General features: G+C 72.5%; 16 protein-coding genes. 10 read left to right on the top strand and 6 right to left on the bottom strand.

Translation table 11 applies throughout. The features are described 5' to 3' along the window. Window positions 1-215: 215 nt before the first annotated feature. Complete coding sequence (locus VGN18_RS09990; protein ID WP_327539531.1) at window positions 216-2,780, top strand: FtsK/SpoIIIE family DNA translocase; 2,565 nt, start codon at window positions 216-218, stop codon at window positions 2,778-2,780. An 82-nt stretch (window positions 2,781-2,862) separates the two neighbouring features. On the opposite strand, the gene VGN18_RS09985 is transcribed toward VGN18_RS09990, so the two are convergent. Further along, window positions 2,863-3,030: a hypothetical protein gene (locus tag VGN18_RS09985; protein ID WP_327539530.1), complete on the bottom strand. Its 168-nt coding sequence runs from the start codon at window positions 3,028-3,030 to the stop codon at window positions 2,863-2,865. A 70-nt stretch (window positions 3,031-3,100) separates the two neighbouring features. Next, window positions 3,101-3,604 (bottom strand): amino-acid N-acetyltransferase, encoded by a 504-nt coding sequence (locus tag VGN18_RS09980; protein ID WP_327539529.1) that lies wholly within the window; start codon window positions 3,602-3,604, stop codon window positions 3,101-3,103. Between the two features lie 74 nt (window positions 3,605-3,678). Here VGN18_RS09980 and rimO point away from each other — a divergent pair, with 74 nt between their 5' ends. From rimO to VGN18_RS09955, 5 genes are all read left to right on the top strand, one after another. Then, complete coding sequence (gene rimO, locus VGN18_RS09975; RefSeq protein ID WP_327539528.1) at window positions 3,679-5,079, top strand: 30S ribosomal protein S12 methylthiotransferase RimO; 1,401 nt, start codon at window positions 3,679-3,681, stop codon at window positions 5,077-5,079. An 89-nt stretch (window positions 5,080-5,168) separates the two neighbouring features. Next, window positions 5,169-5,807: a CDP-diacylglycerol--glycerol-3-phosphate 3-phosphatidyltransferase gene (gene pgsA / locus VGN18_RS09970; RefSeq protein ID WP_414655038.1), complete on the top strand. Its 639-nt coding sequence runs from the start codon at window positions 5,169-5,171 to the stop codon at window positions 5,805-5,807. 169 nt (window positions 5,808-5,976) lie between these two features. After that, window positions 5,977-6,363, top strand: a complete 387-nt coding sequence (locus VGN18_RS09965) for a helix-turn-helix transcriptional regulator (protein WP_327539526.1) — start codon at window positions 5,977-5,979, stop codon at window positions 6,361-6,363. A gap of 199 nt (window positions 6,364-6,562) precedes the next feature. Beyond that, entirely contained in the window at window positions 6,563-7,204 is a 642-nt protein-coding gene (locus tag VGN18_RS09960) for a TetR family transcriptional regulator (RefSeq protein WP_327539525.1), read from the top strand. Window positions 7,205-7,343: 139 nt separating this feature from the next. After that, complete coding sequence (locus tag VGN18_RS09955) at window positions 7,344-8,186, top strand: PspA/IM30 family protein (protein WP_327539524.1); 843 nt, start codon at window positions 7,344-7,346, stop codon at window positions 8,184-8,186. A gap of 9 nt (window positions 8,187-8,195) precedes the next feature. Here the strand turns inward: VGN18_RS09955 and VGN18_RS09950 are convergent, their stop codons facing one another. From VGN18_RS09950 to VGN18_RS09940, 3 genes are read right to left on the bottom strand one after another with little or no spacing between them, the layout of a single operon-like run. Continuing rightward, window positions 8,196-8,996: an Fpg/Nei family DNA glycosylase gene (locus VGN18_RS09950; RefSeq protein ID WP_327539523.1), complete on the bottom strand. Its 801-nt coding sequence runs from the start codon at window positions 8,994-8,996 to the stop codon at window positions 8,196-8,198. Between the two features lie 6 nt (window positions 8,997-9,002). Continuing rightward, the gene (locus VGN18_RS09945) at window positions 9,003-13,550 is read right to left on the bottom strand and encodes an ATP-dependent helicase (RefSeq protein ID WP_327539522.1); all 4,548 of its coding nucleotides are present in this window, start codon (window positions 13,548-13,550) and stop codon (window positions 9,003-9,005) included. Between the two features lie 39 nt (window positions 13,551-13,589). After that, entirely contained in the window at window positions 13,590-13,934 is a 345-nt protein-coding gene (locus VGN18_RS09940; RefSeq protein ID WP_349259873.1) for a DUF1844 domain-containing protein, read from the bottom strand. A gap of 392 nt (window positions 13,935-14,326) precedes the next feature. On the opposite strand from VGN18_RS09940, the gene infC reads away from it, so the two are divergent. The 4 genes from infC to VGN18_RS09920 all read left to right on the top strand — a co-directional run bounded on the left by infC (window position 14,327) and on the right by VGN18_RS09920 (window position 16,421). Beyond that, complete coding sequence (gene infC / locus VGN18_RS09935) at window positions 14,327-14,893, top strand: translation initiation factor IF-3 (RefSeq protein ID WP_349259872.1); 567 nt, start codon at window positions 14,327-14,329, stop codon at window positions 14,891-14,893. A 32-nt stretch (window positions 14,894-14,925) separates the two neighbouring features. Beyond that, the gene (rpmI, locus tag VGN18_RS09930; protein WP_327539519.1) at window positions 14,926-15,120 is read left to right on the top strand and encodes a 50S ribosomal protein L35; all 195 of its coding nucleotides are present in this window, start codon (window positions 14,926-14,928) and stop codon (window positions 15,118-15,120) included. A 78-nt stretch (window positions 15,121-15,198) separates the two neighbouring features. Continuing rightward, window positions 15,199-15,597, top strand: a complete 399-nt coding sequence (gene rplT / locus VGN18_RS09925) for a 50S ribosomal protein L20 (protein ID WP_327539518.1) — start codon at window positions 15,199-15,201, stop codon at window positions 15,595-15,597. Between the two features lie 14 nt (window positions 15,598-15,611). Further along, window positions 15,612-16,421, top strand: a complete 810-nt coding sequence (locus VGN18_RS09920) for an RNA methyltransferase (RefSeq protein WP_327539517.1) — start codon at window positions 15,612-15,614, stop codon at window positions 16,419-16,421. Here VGN18_RS09920 and VGN18_RS09915 read toward each other — a convergent pair. Further along, on the bottom strand, window positions 16,422-16,677 hold a 256-nt coding region (locus tag VGN18_RS09915; RefSeq protein ID WP_327539516.1), incomplete at its 5' end, for a hypothetical protein.

Genomic DNA, 16,677 nt, shown 5'->3' with positions numbered 1-16,677 from the left:
CCCTCCGACCACCACACGGCGTCCCTGTCCACGACCACCTCGCCGAGCCGCGCCGCCGCGCGAACCACCAACTCGGAGTCGATGGGGGTGGGCCAGCTGCCGTAGGGGAGGAGGGAATCCATGGTGTGACGGTAGGTGCTCCTCTCCGGCGGCCGTGAGGGACACGTCTCTCCGCCTGACGGGTACGGGGCCCTCGGGCGATTACCGTCCGACGCATGCCTGCCCGCAGTACGTCGACGCGCCGCCCGGCGGCGACCCCGTCGGCGCGCAGCCGTGGCCGCTCCGGCTCGACCGCGGCCAGCAAGAAGCGGCCGCCGGCGAAGCGATCCTCGACGGGTCGCCGCCCGGCAGCCCGAAAGAAGAACGACGGATTCAGCCTCTGGCGCGCCGCGAGCGGCAGCTGGAACCTGCTCGCCCGTGGGGCCGGCGGGCTGGCCCGCTCGGTCGCCCGCCCCGACGAGACCGAGCCCCTGGCCCCCGAGCACCGTCGCGACGGCGTCGGCCTCGCCGTCCTCGGGCTGGCCGTCGTCCTGGGCGCGGCCGCCTGGAGCAACGGGATCGGCCCGGTCGGGGTCACGCTGGCCAGCGGGGTGCGCTGGATCATCGGCTCGCTGGTCATGGTCGCGCCGGTCGTGCTCTTCTTCGCCGCCCTGCGGCTCCTGCGCAGCGGCCCGCACCCCGAGTCGCGGGGCCGGCTGCTCATCGGCTGGTTCTGCTCGACGGCCTCGGTGGTGGGGGTCGCCCAGGTACTGGGCGCGCACGCCGACCCCCAGCACGGACTCCCCGGCTCGGGTGGCCTGATCGGCTGGGCGGTGGGGACGCCGCTGGTGGCCGGCGTCGGCCCGATCGTGTCCGTCGTCCTGCTCGTGCTGATGGCGTTCTTCGGAGTGCTGGTCATCACCGCCACCCCGGTGCACCAGATCCCGGAGCGTCTCCGCGAAGTGGGCGACCGGCTCCTCGGGCACACCTACGACGAGGACGACGACTACGACGAGGACGAGGACGACGACGTCCCTGCCGAGCCCAAGGCCGGGCGGCGCTCGCGGCGCAGCCTGTCGGAGGACCTGCTCACGACCGGGCCCGTGGACCTCGGCGCCCTCGACGACGCTGCGGACGCGACCATCACCACCATGCCGGAGCACACCGCGCTCCGGCCCCCGGTCGTCGATCGCACCGCGCCGCCCGAGGACCTGCCGCCGATCACCGAGCCGCAGCAGCTGACAATCCAGCCGGTCGAGGGCAACTACATGCTCCCCGCGCTGTCCATGCTGCGGCCGGGCGATCGACCGCGGGCGCGCTCGAAGGCCAACGACGTCGCCATCGAGGCGATCACCGGCGTCCTCGAGCAGTTCCAGATCGACGCCGCCGTCACCGGCTTCACCCGCGGCCCGACGGTCACCCGGTACGAGGTCGAGCTCGGCCCCGCCGTCAAGGTCGAGAAGATCACCGCGCTGACCCGCAACCTGGCCTATGCGGTGGCCAACGACAACATCCGCATCCTCGCGCCGATCCCGGGCAAGTCTGCCGTCGGCATCGAGGTGCCCAACACCGACCGCGAGAAGGTCAGCCTCGGTGACGTCCTGCGGTCGAGTGCCGCCACGCAGGATCCGCACCCGATGCTCGTCGGCCTCGGCAAGGACATCGAGGGCGGCTTCGTCTGCGCCAACCTGGCGAAGATGCCGCACCTGCTGGTGGCCGGTGCGACCGGTGCCGGAAAGTCCAGCTGCATCAACTCGGTGCTCACCTCGCTGCTGCTGCGCGCCACCCCCGATCAGCTGCGCATGATCCTGGTCGACCCGAAGATGGTCGAGCTCACGCCCTACGACGGCATCCCGCACCTGATCACGCCGATCATCACCGACCCGAAGAAGGCCGCGACCGCCCTGGCCTGGCTCGTCGAGGAGATGGAGCAGCGCTACCAGGACATGCGGGCCACGGGTGTTCGGCACGTGGACGACTTCAACCGCAAGGTGGAGAAGGGCGAGATCACCGCGCCCCCCGGCAGCGAGCGGGTCTACCGGCCCTACCCCTACATCCTCGCCGTGGTCGACGAGCTCGCCGACCTGATGATGGTCGCCCCCCGCGACGTCGAGGACCACATCGTCCGGATCACCCAGAAGGCCCGCGCCGCCGGCATCCACCTGGTGCTCGCGACGCAGCGGCCGTCGGTCGATGTCGTCACCGGTCTGATCAAGGCCAACGTGCCGTCGCGGCTCGGCTTCAAGACCTCCTCGCTCGCCGACTCGCGGGTCATCCTCGACCAGCCGGGCGCGGAGAAGCTGCTGGGCAAGGGCGACGCGCTCTTCCTGCCCATGGGCGCGTCCAAGCCGGCCCGCATGCAGGGTGCCTACGTCACCGACGCCGAGATCAACGCCATCGTCGACCACTGCAAGCAGCAGCTGCAGCCGACGTATCGCGAGGACGTGACCGCGCCGGCCGCGGTCAAGAAGGAGATCGACGAGGACATCGGTGACGACCTCGACCTCTTCCTGTCCGCGGTCGAGCTGGTGGTCTCCACCCAGTTCGGGTCGACGTCGATGCTGCAGCGCAAGCTGCGCGTCGGCTTCGCGAAGGCGGGCCGGTTGATGGACCTCATGGAGTCGCGCAGCATCGTGGGCCCGTCGGAGGGGTCGAAGGCGCGCGAGGTGCTGGTCGTGCCGGACGAGCTCGCCGGATTGCTCTACACGCTGCGCAACGGTGGCAGCGCTGACGACCTGATCTCCTCCGACGACGACGACGACGAGGACGTGCCGGCGGCGGTACCGGACGCCCTCGACTGAAGGCGCCGCACAGCGAACCGGCGGCCACTCACCGTCGGGTGAGTGGCCGCCGGTGCGTTCGGGGCCGCGGGCGTGCGGCGGGTCAGCGAGTGCGGTGCTTCGCCGCGTAGAACATGCGGGTGAGCGAGAAGCCGCGCCCGCCCGTGGGCTTGCGGTGCCGCCCGATGTATTCCTCGTCCTCGGTGACGAGACCCGCGGACGACGGCGACCAGGCCGTGTACGCGGGGTCGATGCGGTCAAGTGTGGCCATCACGCTCACCTCCAATGTCCTCGACGCTAACGTGCGAGACGCCTGTGACTGGTGAGGCGCGCGGTGCGTGTTACGCGAGGTTCAGCAACATTCGGGTGTTGCCGAGCGTGTTCGGCTTGACGTACTCCAGGTTCAGGAATTCGGCGACGCCCGGGTCGTACGAGCGTCGCAGCGCGTCATAGGTGTCGTGGTCGACCGGTGCGCCCTCGATCTGGACGAAGCCGGCCCGGCCGAAGAAGCCGGTATGGAAGGTCAGCGCGAACAGCCGGGACAGCCCGAGCTCGCGCGCGGTGGCGATGAGCGCGTCGAGGAGCTGGCGACCGATGCGCTGGTCGGCGGCGTCGGGATGCACGGCCAGGGTGCGGACCTCGCCGAGGTCGGACCACAGCACGTGCAGTGCGCCGCAGCCGACGACCCGGCCGTCGAGGTCGGCGACCATGAAGTCCTGCACGTCTTCGTAGAGTGTGACGAGCTCCTTGGCCAGCATCTTGCGGCCGGAGCCGGCGTAGATGTCGACGATCGACTTGATCGCGGGGACGTCGGCGGTGCGGGCACGACGGACGACGACGGTCACGCCTAGCACGCTAGCCGGTCCGGTCGGGGCAGTCGTGGGAACGGTGGCCGCCCCGCGCGGGTAACCTGCATTTCGTGTCTCAGCCCCCTCGTTCCGTCGCCCTCGTGACCCTGGGCTGTGCCCGCAACGAGGTCGACTCCGAGGAACTCGCCGGCCGTCTCGGCGCCGGCGGCTGGTCGCTGATCGAGGACGCCGACGATGCGGATGTCGTCGTCGTCAACACCTGCGGGTTCATCGACTCGGCCAAGAAGGACTCGATCGACACGCTGCTCGCGGCCTCCGAGACCGGCAAGAAGGTCGTCGCCGTGGGCTGCCTGGCCGAGCGTTACGGCGACCAGCTCGCCTCGTCGCTGCCCGAGGCCGACGCCGTGCTCGGTTTCGACTCCTACGCCGACATCGCGGCCCGGCTCGACGACGTCGCCGCCGGCCGACCCGTCGCGCCGCACGTGCCGCGCGACCGCCGCAAGCTGCTGCCGGTCTCGCCGGTGCAGCGCCCGGCCGCCGCCGCCGACGTCGCGTTGCCCGGGCACGGGTGGCTGCCGACCGGCACCGTGCGCAACCGCCTCGACGACGCGCCTGTCGCCTACCTCAAGCTCGCCTCCGGCTGCGACCGAAAGTGCACCTTCTGCGCCATCCCGTCGTTCCGCGGCTCGTTCGTGTCGCGCCCGCCGGAGGACGTCCTCCGCGAGGCGACGTGGCTCGCCTCGACCGGTGCCCGTGAGCTCGTGCTCGTCAGCGAGAACTCCACCTCCTACGGCAAGGACCTCGGCGACCTGCGCGCGCTCGAGGCGCTGTTGCCCGAACTCGCCGCCGTCGACGGCATCGACCGCATCCGGGTGTCCTACCTGCAGCCGGCCGAGCTGCGTCCGGACCTGCTGCGCGTCCTCGCCACCACGCCCGGCGTCGCCCCCTACTTCGACCTGTCCTTCCAGCACGCCAGCCCGACCGTGCTGCGCCGGATGAAGCGCTTCGGCGGCACCGAGCCGTTCCTCGAACTGCTGGCCCGGGCCCGCGCGCTCGCCCCCGACCTCGGGGCGCGCAGCAACGTCATCGTCGGTTTTCCGGGCGAGACCGAGGCCGACGTCGAGGAGCTGGAGAAGTTCCTGTCGCTGGCCGAGCTGGACGCGATAGGCGTCTTCGGCTACTCCGACGAGGAGGGCACCGACGCCGTCGACTTCGACGGCAAGATCGACGAGGACGTCATCGCCGAGCGGGTCGAGCAGATCAGCTCGCTGGCCCACGAGCTCGTCAGCCAGCGGGCCGAGGACCGCATCGGCTCGCGCGTCGACGTGCTGGTCGAGGAGGTCGACGAGGACGGCGTCTTCGGTCGCGGCGCGCACCAGGGCCCCGATGTCGACGGCGTCGTGCGGCTCGTCGGCGGCGACGGGCTCGAGCGCGGCCGGATGATCTCGGCGTTCGTCGTCGACTCAGAGGGTGTGGACCTCGTGGCCGAGCCGGTGGGTGAGCCGTGGTGACGCCCGCCGAGTCCACCGGCCAGGAGGCCGCGGGCCGCGAGGTGAAGGCCCGCGAGGTGAAGGCGCGCGACCTGGTCGTCCGCGGCCAGTTGCCCAAGGCGGCGCAGGCGGCCCAGGCCGCACTGCCGCCGCTGACCGAGGATCCGGCCGGCGACCCCCCGAGCCCGGCCTCGGCCTGGAACATCGCCAACGCGCTGACCGTCTTCCGACTCGTGCTGGTGCCGTTCTTCGTCTGGGCGCTGTTCGCGGGCACCGGCCACGAGAGCGGCCTGCGCTTCCTGGCCTGGGCGATCTTCGCCGTCGCCTCCATCACCGACCGCATCGACGGCGACATCGCCCGCAAGCGCGGACTCGTCACCGAGTTCGGCAAGCTGGCCGACCCGATCGCCGACAAGGCCCTCGTCGGGGCCGCCCTGATCGGGCTGTCGCTGCTGCACGACCTGCCCTGGTGGGTCACCGTTGTCATGCTGGTGCGCGAGCTCGGCGTCACGCTGCTGCGGTTCTGGGTCATCCGGCACGGCGTCATCCCGGCCAGCCGTGGCGGCAAGATCAAGACGCTGCTGCAGGCCGTGGCCATCGGGTTGTTCGTGCTGATCCCGGCGCTCGGCAGCTGGCTCACGCCGATCGCCTGGGCGTTCATGGTCGTTGCCGTCGTCGTCGCCCTCGCGACCGGCGTCGACTACGTCGCGCGGGCGCTGCGCCTGCGGCGCGAATCCATCGTCGCCTGATCGCCCGTCCCGGAATTCCGGACCGTTCCCGCTCGTTGGCGCAGGAGAGCGGCTGTTCGCCCTGAGCGGACGGGACTCAAGGCTCGGCCGGCGTGTCCGATGTCTTGGGTACCGTTGGCTCCGACCAGTCGACGCCGGAGCGAGATCGTCCACGGAGGGGGTTCGCCACATGCCAGTGCTGCGCCAGGTCGTGGGAGAGACCCTGCGCGGGCTGCGGATGCGACAGCGCCGCACCCTGCGAGAGGTCGCCGCGACCGCCCGCGTGAGCCTCGGTTACCTCTCCGAGGTCGAGCGCGGCCGCAAGGAACCGTCGTCCGAACTGCTCGCCGCGATCTGCAATGCGCTCGACGTCGAACTCTCCGAGCTGTTCGCCGAGGTCAGCCAGATGCTGCGCCGCGAGGAGAAGCTGGCGTCGGCCAACGGTCGGGTCGCGCTCATCCCCGGCTCCGGCTCGGCCCGCATCACGCCGGCGATCGACGCGGCGGCTGCGCCCGCGGGTGTGCAGGTGCGTGCCGGTTCGGCCAAGGTTCACGCGCTGCCGAACGTGGCCGCCTGACCCACTCCGCCGCCGTGAACCGGCCCCGGGCACGACGCCCGCGCTCCGTTGTCGGACCTCACTGGCATCATCAGTCACAGCCGTCACTGCTTGGCGCGACCCGCCGACGACCTCCCCGGTCCGGTGGCGGTGGCAGGTAACCATCCGTTGCAAGCGTCGGACGGCGACACGCCGTGACGAGCTGCGAAGTGAGGTCGACATGAGCAACCCACTGTTCGACACGCTGTTCCGCCCCACCACGGCGCCCGAGCCCAGCGCGCCTCCGCCGCCCCCGGCGATCGCGTCGGCCGCTCCGGTGCGGGTCACCGGAACCCGCACGCGCGCCGGCAACGCGATGAACCGCACCCGGACGGCCCTGCTCGCCGGGGCCGCCCGGGCGGTCGAGGTCAGTGGCACGCGCATCACGATGGCCCAGGTGGCCGCCGCGGCCGGCGTCGCCAAGGCGACGCTCTACAACCACTTCCGCACCCGCGAGGCCGTGTTGGCCGCACTGGTCGTCGACCAGGTCGACCAGCTCGTCGAGGCCGCCGCCGGCCAGTCGCTCGAGGCGGCGCTGGTCGGCACCGCCACGACCCTCTCGCGGCACCCGGTCCGTCGCGGCCTGGCGGTCGTCGAGCCGGCCACCCTCGCCGCGCTGGGGCGCATCGACGAGGCCAGCGACGGCTGGCAGCACGCCCGCAGCGCGGTCGACGCGGCGCTCCGGGCCGAGTCGTTCGGGGGCACCGACACCGTGCTGCGTTGGCTCGCCTCGTTCGTGCTCACCCCGGCCGATCCGCGCGTGATCGTCGCCGACGTCGCGGTGCTGCTCGCCGGGCTCCCGCGCCTCGACGGCCCGGCCTGAGCCTTCCCCGTCCACCGGCCGGCGCGGTCGCTGCGCCGGTTCGCGCAGTTCTGCCACGATGGAGGTCCGGCCGATCACCGTCGTCCCGATCCCGAGGCGATACCGACGCGGTCGCCGACGAGTGCGAGAGGCGAACACGATGACCGAGCCCAACCCGCTGGTCAAGGCCTGGAAGTACATGTCGGCCTGGTTCGGGACCAAGATCGACGAGAAGGCCGATCCCAGGGTCCAGATCGAGCAGGCCGTCCAGGAGGCGCAGCGCCAGCACCAGGCGCTGACCACGCAGGCCGCCGCCGTGATCGGCAACCAGCGTCAGCTCGAGATGCAGCTCGATCGCCAGCTCAACACCGTCGAGAACCTGCAGGCCCAGGCCCGCCAGGCGCTCGTGCTGGCCGACAAGGCCCGGGCCGACGGCGACGCCGCGAAGGCAGCCCAGTTCGAGCAGACCGCCCAGGCCCTGGCCAACCAGTTGGTCAGCGCCGAGTCGTCCGTCGAGGATCTCAAGAGCCTGCACGACCAGGCCCTGCAGGCCGCGGGCCAGGCCCGTGAGGCGGTGCGGACGAACGCCCTGATGCTGCAGCAGAAGCTGGCCGAGCGCACCAAGCTGCTCTCCCAGCTCGAGCAGGCCAAGATGCAGGAGAAGGTGGCCGCGTCGCTGCAGCAGATGAGCGAGGTCGCCGCCCCGAGCAACACGCCGTCGCTCGACGAGGTGCGGGACAAGATCGAGAAGCGCTACGCCATCGCGATCGGACAGCAGGAACTGGCGAAGGACTCGTCCGGCGCGCGCATCCTCGAGGTGCAGCGGGCGACCAACGACCTCAAGGGCGCGGCCCGGCTGGACGAGATCCGGGCATCACTGGCGGCCGAGACGCCGGCCGTGACCGCGGGCGATCAGCCCGGCGCGATCGGTGGCGCGTCCCCAGCAGCCTCGACCGAGCCCTCAGTAGACACCACCAAGAAGACGGATACCGGCGAAGCCTGAACCTGAGCTTCAGTCGACGGCTTCGGCTCGCGGCTGGCAGCCCGGGCACCAGTAGGTCGGTCGGGCCCGGGGCGGCTCGCCCTGCTCCGCGCGGCGGATGCGGGTCCGACAGCGCAGGCAGGTGTCGCCGCCCCGCTCGTAGACCCAGTGCTCGCGCCCGCGGCCGACATAGCCGGTGGTCGACTGCTCCGGGTGGTCGCGATTGGCCCGCAGCACCCGGTACGACGTGGCGGCGATCGCTTCGAGGTCGCCGACCTCGCGCACCGGAGTCCACGGATTGGTCCGCTCCAGGAACAGCACCTCGCACTTGTACATGTTGCCGACCCCGGCCAGGTTCGTCTGGTCCAGCAGGGCCTCGCCGATCGAGCGGTCGGCATCGCGCCGCAGGTTCGCCACCGCCCGGGCGGCGTCCCAGTCCGGTCCCAGCAGATCCGGCCCGAGGTGACCGACGAGCTCGGACTCGCCGGCCCGGGTGACGATGCGCAGGTCGTGCACGCGGAACCCGGTGGCTGTCCAGTCGGTGTTGCCCACGAGGGCGCGGATCATGTGTTCGGGGTGTCGCCGCGGCCGCTGACCCGGACGTGAGAGGTACCACGAGCCGTCCATGCGCAGATGGCTGTGCAGGGTGAGGTCGTTGCCGAAGCGGGTCAGCAGGTGCTTGCCCCGGGCGATCACCTCGGTGACGGTCTGTCCGCGCAGATCGGTCGTGGCCAGGGCCGGCACCCGCAGATCGAACAGCGTGACCGGCCGGCCGGCCAGGGCCTGGTTCAGCCGGTGCGCGGTGAGCCAGACGGTGTCGCCCTCGGGCATGCCGGCTCAGCTCCGCAGCCGCAGGCCGCGCGGGGTCGGCCGGAAGCCGGCCGCCTCGAGGGCCTGCCCGAGGGCCGATGACGCGACCGGCAGTCCGTCGGCCCGCTCCACCTGCAGCTTGCCCAGCGCACCGTCGCGCACGGCGAGCGCGAGCGCGTCAGCCGCCGGCTGCAGGACGGCGGCGTCGTCGGTGAACGACAGCAGCGTGCGGCCGCCGCGCTCGACGTAGAGCACGCACCGCCCGTCGACGAGCACGACCAGCGCGCCGGCCTTGCGGGCGGGCTGATGCCCCCGGCCGCCGTCGTCGGGCCGCGGTGCCTCGGGCCAGGGCAGCGCCCCGCCGTACGGGTTCGCCGGATCGGTCGCGGCCAGCACGAGCGCCGGTGACCCGTCGGCGCCGCGGACGTCGAGCGGCCGGGCCTCGGCCCGCAGCCGATCCACCGCGCCGGGCAGCGCGAACTGTGCCGCCCCGAGGCCCTCGACGAAGTAGCCGCGCCGCGCGCGTCCCGATTCCTCGGCCGCCTTGAGCACCGGGTAGACGGCGGAGAATCCGCCGGCCAGCCGCTCGCCCACGACCGAGCCGCGGGTCACGACGCCGTAGCGGTCGAGGAACACGTCGGCCGAGGCGAGTGCGCGGCGGGTGACGTCGAGATCGCGAGGCGGCACGGCCGACCACCGGCCACCCATGCCGTACGGGGTCGGGCGGACCGGCGACCCGCCGCCCCCGGGAGCGGTGAGCCCGGAGTAGCGGCCGTAGCGGCTACGCCGCGGCGCGGCCTTGCGCGAGTGCGAGGTGCGGCCCTGGCCGAGCAGCGCCCGCACCGGCGCGAGCGTGTCATTGGTGAGCGCGCCGGCCCAGACGAGTTCCCAGATGGCGCGGGTGACGGCCTCGTCGGTCTGGAACCCGCTCTCGGCGGTGGCGCGATCGACCAGGGACTTGAAGAACACCGCCTCGTCTGCCGCGAGCGCCTCGCGCACGGCCATCGCCACCGGATCGGTGATCTCCTCGACGGGGGGCAGGATCAGCGGCGCCAGCTCGGCCGGGGCCAGCGTGACCCAGCCGTCGTTGCCCGGCAGCGACCCGGCGCCCGCCCAGACGACCTCGCCGGCCGCGGTGAGCTCGTCGAGCAGGGCGGGGGAGTAGCCGGCGACCCGGCTCGGCAGCACGAGGGTCTCGAGGGCGCTCGCCGGGACGGCCGCGCCGGCCAGCTGCTCGATCGCGCGCAGCAGCCCGTCGGCGCCTCGCAGCGACCGCGCGCCCAGCCCCTGCCACGACGGGATGAACCGGGCGAGCGCCTCGTGCGGGACCGGCTCGACCTCCTTGCGCAGCGCGGCCAGCGAGCGGCGCCGGATTGCCCGCAGCACCTCGGCGTCGCACCATTCGGTGGCGATCCCGCCCGGGCGGAACTCACCCTGCACGAGCCGCCCGGAGGCGCCGAGGCGGGCGAGGGCGGAGGACACCACGGCGACGCCGAGGCCGAGCCGGTCGGCGACCTCCTGCGCCACGAACGGTCCGTGGGTGCGGGCGTAGCGCGACACGAGGTCACCCAGCGGATCGCGCACCGGTTCGGTGAAGGCCTCGGGCACGCCGACCGGCAGGGCCGCACCCAACGCGTCACGGATGCGGCCGGAGTCCTCGATCGCCATCCAGCGCTGCTCACCGGCGATGCGCACCCGGATGGCGCGTCGTGCCTCTTCCAGCGCGGCGAGATCCTGCGCCGTCGCTCCGCGGGCGATGGCCTCGGCCGTGCTCAGATCACCGACCGCGCGCAGCAGGTCGTGCACGCCGTCGACGCCGCGGGCGTGCCGGTCGGGGGCGAGCCGCGCGATCTCGGCCTCCACCGCGGCGATGGCCTCGATGTCGAGCAGTTCGCGCAGGTCGGTCGCGCCGAGCAGCTCGGCCAGCATCGCGGAGTCGAGCGAGAGCGCCTGGGCGCGTCGCTCGGCCAGCGGGGCATCGCCCTCGTAGAGGAAGACGCCGACGTAGCCGAAGAGCAGGGAACGGGCGAAGGGCGAGGCGGACGGGGTCTCGACCTCGACCACCTTCACCGTGCGTGACCCGAGGTCGCGCATGAGCCCGACCAGTCCGGGGACGTCGAAGACGTCCTGCAGGCACTCGCGCATCGCTTCGAGGACCACCGGGAAGTCGCCGTACTCGCTGGCCACCTGCAGCAGTTGGTTCGCGCGCTGGCGTTGCTGCCACAGCGGCGTGCGGCGCCGGGGGTCGCGGCGGGGGAGCAGCAACGACCGGGCGGCGCATTCGCGGAAGCGCGAGGCGAACAGCGCCGAGCTGCCGACCTCGGCGGTGACCATGGCTTCAATCTCGTCGGGCTCGAAGACCGCGATGTCGGCCCCTGGCGGCTCGGCGTCGGTATCGGGCAGGCGCAGCACGATGCCGTCGTCGGAGTGCATCGAACTGACCTCCAACCCGAAACGCTCGCGCAGCCGGGCGGCGATGGCCAACGCCCACGGCGCGTTGACCGGCGCGCCGAACGGCGAGTGCACGACCAGGCGCCAGTCGCCCAGCTCGTCGCGGAAGCGCTCGACCAGGATCGTCCGGTCGTCGGGCATCTGATGCGTCGCCTCGCGCTGTTCGGACAGGTAGGCGAGCAGGTTCGCGGTGCCCCACTCGTCGAGTCCGGCCGCTCGGGCCCGGGCTGCGCCCTGCTCCGGCGTCGCGGAGGCGATCTCGCGCAGGAACGCGCCCAGCGCCCGGCCGAGCTCGGCCGGGCGGCCGGGCTGATCGCCCTTCCAGAAGGGCATCTTGCCGACCTCGCCCGGCGCGGGGGTGACGAGCACGCGGTCGTGGGTGATGTCCTCGATGCGCCAGGACGAGGAGCCCAGCAGGAAGACGTCGCCGACGCGGGACTCGTAGACCATCTCCTCGTCGAGCTCGCCGACCCGGCGGCCGGGGCCCTCACCCGTCGCCAGGAAGACGCCGAACAGGCCACGGTCGGGGATGGTGCCGCCGCTCGTCACGGCCAGGTGCTGGGCGCCCCGCCGCGCGCTGAGCTCGCCGGTGACGCGGTCCCACACCAGACGCGGCCGGAGCTCGGCGAAGGCGTCGGACGGGTAGCGCCCGGCCAGCATGTCGAGCACGGCCTCGAGCGCGGAACGAGGCAGGCCGGCGAACGGAGCCGCCCGCCGCATGAGCTCCTCGACCTCGTCGACGGTCACGGTGTCGAGGGCGACCATCGCGACGATCTGCTGGGCCAGGACGTCGAGCGGATTGCGCGGGTAGCGCATCGATTCGATCAGGCCGTCGCGCATGCGCTCGGCCACGACGGCGCACTCGAGCAGGTCGCCCCGGAACTTCGGGAAGATCACGCCCCGCGACACCGCGCCCACCTGGTGACCGGCGCGGCCGACCCGCTGCAGCCCGGCGGCGACCGACGGCGGTGACTCGACCTGCACCACGAGATCGACCGCGCCCATGTCGATGCCGAGTTCGAGAGACGACGTCGCCACGACGGCGGGGATCAAGCCGGCCTTCAGTTCCTCCTCGACGATCGAGCGCTGCTCGCGCGACACCGAGCCGTGGTGGGCCCGGGCGACGACGGTCGCGCCCGCCGGGTGCCCCGACCCGGCCTGGGCCATGACCTGCGCCGGCGGAGCGCCGTTCTCGAAGGCGGCGCCGGCACGTTCGGACGCGATCTCGTTCAGCCGCGCCGTGAGGCGTTCGGCCAGGCGGCGGGAGTTGGCGAACACGATCGTCGAGCGGTGCGACAGCACGAGGTCGAGCACCCGCTCCTCGACGTGCGGCCAGATGGACGTGCGGCGCTGGGCGCCCGCGGCCGACCCGGTGAGGTCGTCGGTCGGTTCGCCGATCGCCGACATGTCCTCGACCGGCACCACGACCTGCAGTTCGACGGATTTCTGCGATGCCGGCTGCACCACGGTGACGGCCCGGCCGCCGGCGAGGAAGGTGGCCACCTCGTCGACCGGGCGCACCGTGGCCGACAGCCCGATGCGCTGCGCCGGCTTCTCCAGCAGGGCGTCGAGCCGTTCGAGGGACACCGCAAGGTGGGCGCCGCGCTTGGAGGAACAGACGGCGTGCACCTCGTCGATGATCACCGTGTCGACGCCGCGCAGGGATTCGCGCGCGGCCGAGGTCAGCAGCAGGAACAGCGACTCGGGGGTGGTGATGAGGATGTCCGGCGGTCGCCGGGTGAACAGGCGCCGCTCGTCGGCCGGGGTGTCGCCCGAGCGCATGCCGACGGTGATGTCGGGTTCGGCCACGCCGAGACGCGCCGCCGCCTGCCGGATCCCGGCCAGCGGTCCGCGCAGGTTCCGCTCGACGTCGACGGCCAGGGCTTTCAGCGGGCTGACGTAGAGCACTCGGCAGCGGCGCTTCGGGTCCTCCGGCAGAGGCTCCGCCGACAGCCGGTCGAGCGCGGAGAGGAAGGCGGCCAGGGTCTTGCCCGACCCGGTGGGGGCGACGACGAGGGTGTTCTCACCGCGGGCCACCGCGTCCCACGCGCCGGTCTGGGCCGGCGTGGGAGCGGAGAAGGCGCCGTCGAGCCAGGCCTGGGTGGCAGCGGTGAAGTGGTGCACGGACCCAGTCTGCCCGCGGGGTCCGACAAGGCGGCGGTGCTAGCCGACGGTGAACCGCTCGCCCGGACCCTCGCCCGGAGCGTCGGGGAAGGCCGACGCCTCGCGGAACGCGGTCTGCACGGTGCGCAGCCCCTCGCGCAGCGGCTCGCGGTGCTCCCCGAGGTGGTCCTGCGACGCCGCCAGCAGCCCGGCGAGCGAGTCGATGAGCCGCCGCGCCTCGTCCAGATCGATGTCCGGCTCCTCGTTCGGCGTCAGGCCGAGCTTCTCGGCCGTTGCGGCCATGATCAGCGCGGCGGCCCGGCTGATGACGTCGGCCGCCGGGATCGTCGCGAGCTCGCGGACCGGGAAGTCGAGCCGGTCGAACCCGTGGGCCGGCAGCGGGATCGCGTCGAGCGGGTGCGCCTGCGACGCACTGCCCGGACCGCCCGGCGTCGCCGCCCCCGGAATGCCGGTGCTCGTCGTGTCCTTCTGCTTGCGCGCGCGGTTTGGGTTGCTCTGAGCCACGCTGTTACCCTGTCACTGCGACCAGCCCCCGCTTCCGGCGGGGGTGTGCAAGCGGAAGCCTCGAGCCTCCCACCCGCGCCACCAGCAACGATCAGGTGCGCCGGGTCCGGTCCACGACATCCGGCATCGCCGGAGGTCGAGTGTCGCCCGTCGGGCGGCGCTCGTCGTCGTGGCCGGTCGGCAGACTCACGGCCCCGTGCGCACAAGCGCAACGGGGCCGTTCCTGTGAGCGGCGCCGGTGTGACAGACAGAGAACGACCCAAGGAGGTCCCATCAGTTCCGAACCCAGGATCAACGACCGGATCCGTGTCCCCGAAGTACGCCTCGTCGGTCCCGAGGGCGAGCAGGTCGGCATCGTGCCGATCGGCAAGGCCCTCGAACTCGCCGCCGAGTCGGACCTGGATCTCGTCGAGGTTGCTCCGATGGCGCGGCCGCCGGTCTGCAAGCTCATGGACTACGGCAAGTTCAAGTACGAGAGCGCGCAGAAGGCGCGTGAGGCCCGGCGCAACCAGGCCCTCACCGTCATCAAAGAGATGAAGCTGCGTCCGAAGATCGACTCGCACGACTACGAGACCAAGAAGGGTCACGTCGAGCGATTCCTCAAGCAGGGTGACAAGGTCAAGGTCACGATCATGTTCCGGGGCCGCGAGCAGTCGCGTCCCGAGCTGGGTTTCCGGTTGCTTCAGCGTTTGGCCGAAGACATCCAGGAGCTCGGCTTCGTGGAATCCTCGCCCAAGCAGGACGGACGCAACATGGTCATGGTCGTCGCGCCGCATCGCAGCACCAAGATCACCCGAGCGCCCCGTGAGGTCGCGCCCGACACCGACGGCGTCGCATAGCCCCGTCACCCGACACGAAGAGGACCGCCCGAATGCCCAAGAACAAGACCCACAGCGGGATGAAGAAGCGCGTGAAGGTCACCGGCAGCGGCAAGCTGCTCACCGAGCGCGCCGGCAAGCGTCACCTGCTCGAGCGCAAGTCGTCGCGGATCACCCGCCGCCTCACCGGCACCGAGGAGATCGCCGCCGTCGACCGGCCCCGCGTCAAGAAGCTCCTCGGCCGCTAGCGGCAGCCGTCCGCGGCTTCTCCTCCCACCCCGCTGCCCGCGAACGACTCGGGCGGCCCGAACACCCAAGGAACCACAGTGGCACGCGTGAAGCGGGCAGTGAATGCCCATAAGAAGCGTCGGAGCACCCTCGAAGCGGCCAGCGGCTACCGCGGCCAGCGCTCACGGCTCTACCGCAAGGCCAAGGAGCAACTGCTCCACTCCGCGACGTACCAGTACCGCGACCGCAAGCAGCGCAAGGGTGACTTCCGCCAGTTGTGGATCACGCGGATCAACGCGGCCGCGCGGGCGAACGACATCACCTACAACCGGTTCGTCCAGGGCCTGCGCCTGGCCGGCGTCACGGTCGACCGCAAGGTCCTCGCCGACCTCGCGGTGAACGACGCGCCGGCCTTCGCGGCGCTGGTCGAGGTGGCACGTGCCGCCGTGGCGGCCGAGGGCACCGGCGGCGCCGCGGCCCAGTCGCCTGCCGCCTGAGGACGCCGCGACGCATGGCCGCTCCGCGGGCCCGGCTCGCTGACGGCAACGCCCGGCTCGCGGCCGCCCGTCGTCTCACCGGACGGCAGGCGCGCCGCGAGGCCGGGCTCTTCCTTGCCGAGGGGGCCCAGGCCGTGCGCGAGGCGCTGGGCCGGCCCGAGGTCGTGGTCGAGGTCTTCGCCACCGCCGAGGCGATCGAGCGCCACCGGCAGATGCTCACCGACGTACCGGTCGAGGAGATCACCGCCCGGGCCGCCGCTCGCCTGTCCGAGACGGTCACGCCCCAGGGACTCGTCGCGGTGTGCCGCGCCGTCGACGTCCGGCTTGGGGAGGCGCTGGCGCGGCAACCGCGGCTCGTCGCAGTCCTCGTCGAGCCGAGTGATCCCGGCAACGCCGGGACGATCCTGCGCACCGCCGACGCGGCGGGCGCCGATGCCGTGGTGCTGGCCGGCGGGGTGGACGTCTACAACGGCAAGGCGGTCCGGGCCGCCGCGGGCAGCCACTTCCATCTCGACGTGGTCGTCGACGCCGAGATCGACGACGTCCTGACCGCCGTTCGGGCGGCCGGGCTGACCACGCTGGCCACCACGGGCGCGGGCACGCACGACCTCGACACGCTCGTCGACGAGGGCTCCCTCGGGCGAGCGACGGCGTGGCTGTTCGGCAACGAGGCGCGCGGGCTGCCCGAGGACGTCGTCAACAGCGCCGACCGCAGCGTCCGGGTGCCCGTCCACGGCAGGGCGGAGAGCCTCAACCTCGCCGCCGCGGCCGCCGTCTGCCTGTACGCCAGTGCCCGTGCCCAGCGGCCCGGGCACCCCGCCTGATCAGGCCGTTCCGCACACGAGCCATCTGCCCGACGTCTCCACGACGCTCAGCCGCACGCGGGTGTCCGACGTCGTTCCGGCGAAGACCAGGTGTTCGGTGAGGGTCGCGGTTGCGGTCGTGCCCGTCACCCGCACCTCCCCGAGCGCGAAGGTGATGCCCGGGTCGGCGCCGGTCACCGCGGCGCCGTGCGCCCGGTCGCGGAAGCTCGCGCACGAGATCGCGGCCGCAGCGTCCTTGTCGCCGGCGTTGACGGCG

Origin of the sequence: Jatrophihabitans sp. (assembly GCF_036000465.1) — a bacterium.
Classification (GTDB): Bacteria; Actinomycetota; Actinomycetes; order Mycobacteriales; family Jatrophihabitantaceae; genus Jatrophihabitans.
Note: the sequence above shows the minus strand (reverse complement) of the source record. Positions and strands in the feature narration are given on the sequence as shown.

Excerpts from the sequence above, each read along its gene's own strand:
- VGN18_RS09990 (WP_327539531.1), top strand. The coding sequence starts at position 216 with ATGCCTGCCCGCAGTACGTCGACGCGCCGCCCGGCGGCGACCCCGTCG.
- VGN18_RS09985 (WP_327539530.1), bottom strand. The coding sequence starts at position 3,030 with ATGGCCACACTTGACCGCATCGACCCCGCGTACACGGCCTGGTCGCCG.
- VGN18_RS09965 (WP_327539526.1), top strand. The coding sequence starts at position 5,977 with ATGCCAGTGCTGCGCCAGGTCGTGGGAGAGACCCTGCGCGGGCTGCGG.
- VGN18_RS09960 (WP_327539525.1), top strand. The coding sequence starts at position 6,563 with ATGAGCAACCCACTGTTCGACACGCTGTTCCGCCCCACCACGGCGCCC.
- VGN18_RS09955 (WP_327539524.1), top strand. The coding sequence starts at position 7,344 with ATGACCGAGCCCAACCCGCTGGTCAAGGCCTGGAAGTACATGTCGGCC.
- VGN18_RS09950 (WP_327539523.1), bottom strand. The coding sequence starts at position 8,996 with ATGCCCGAGGGCGACACCGTCTGGCTCACCGCGCACCGGCTGAACCAG.
- rpmI (WP_327539519.1), top strand. The coding sequence starts at position 14,926 with ATGCCCAAGAACAAGACCCACAGCGGGATGAAGAAGCGCGTGAAGGTC.
- VGN18_RS09920 (WP_327539517.1), top strand. The coding sequence starts at position 15,612 with ATGGCCGCTCCGCGGGCCCGGCTCGCTGACGGCAACGCCCGGCTCGCG.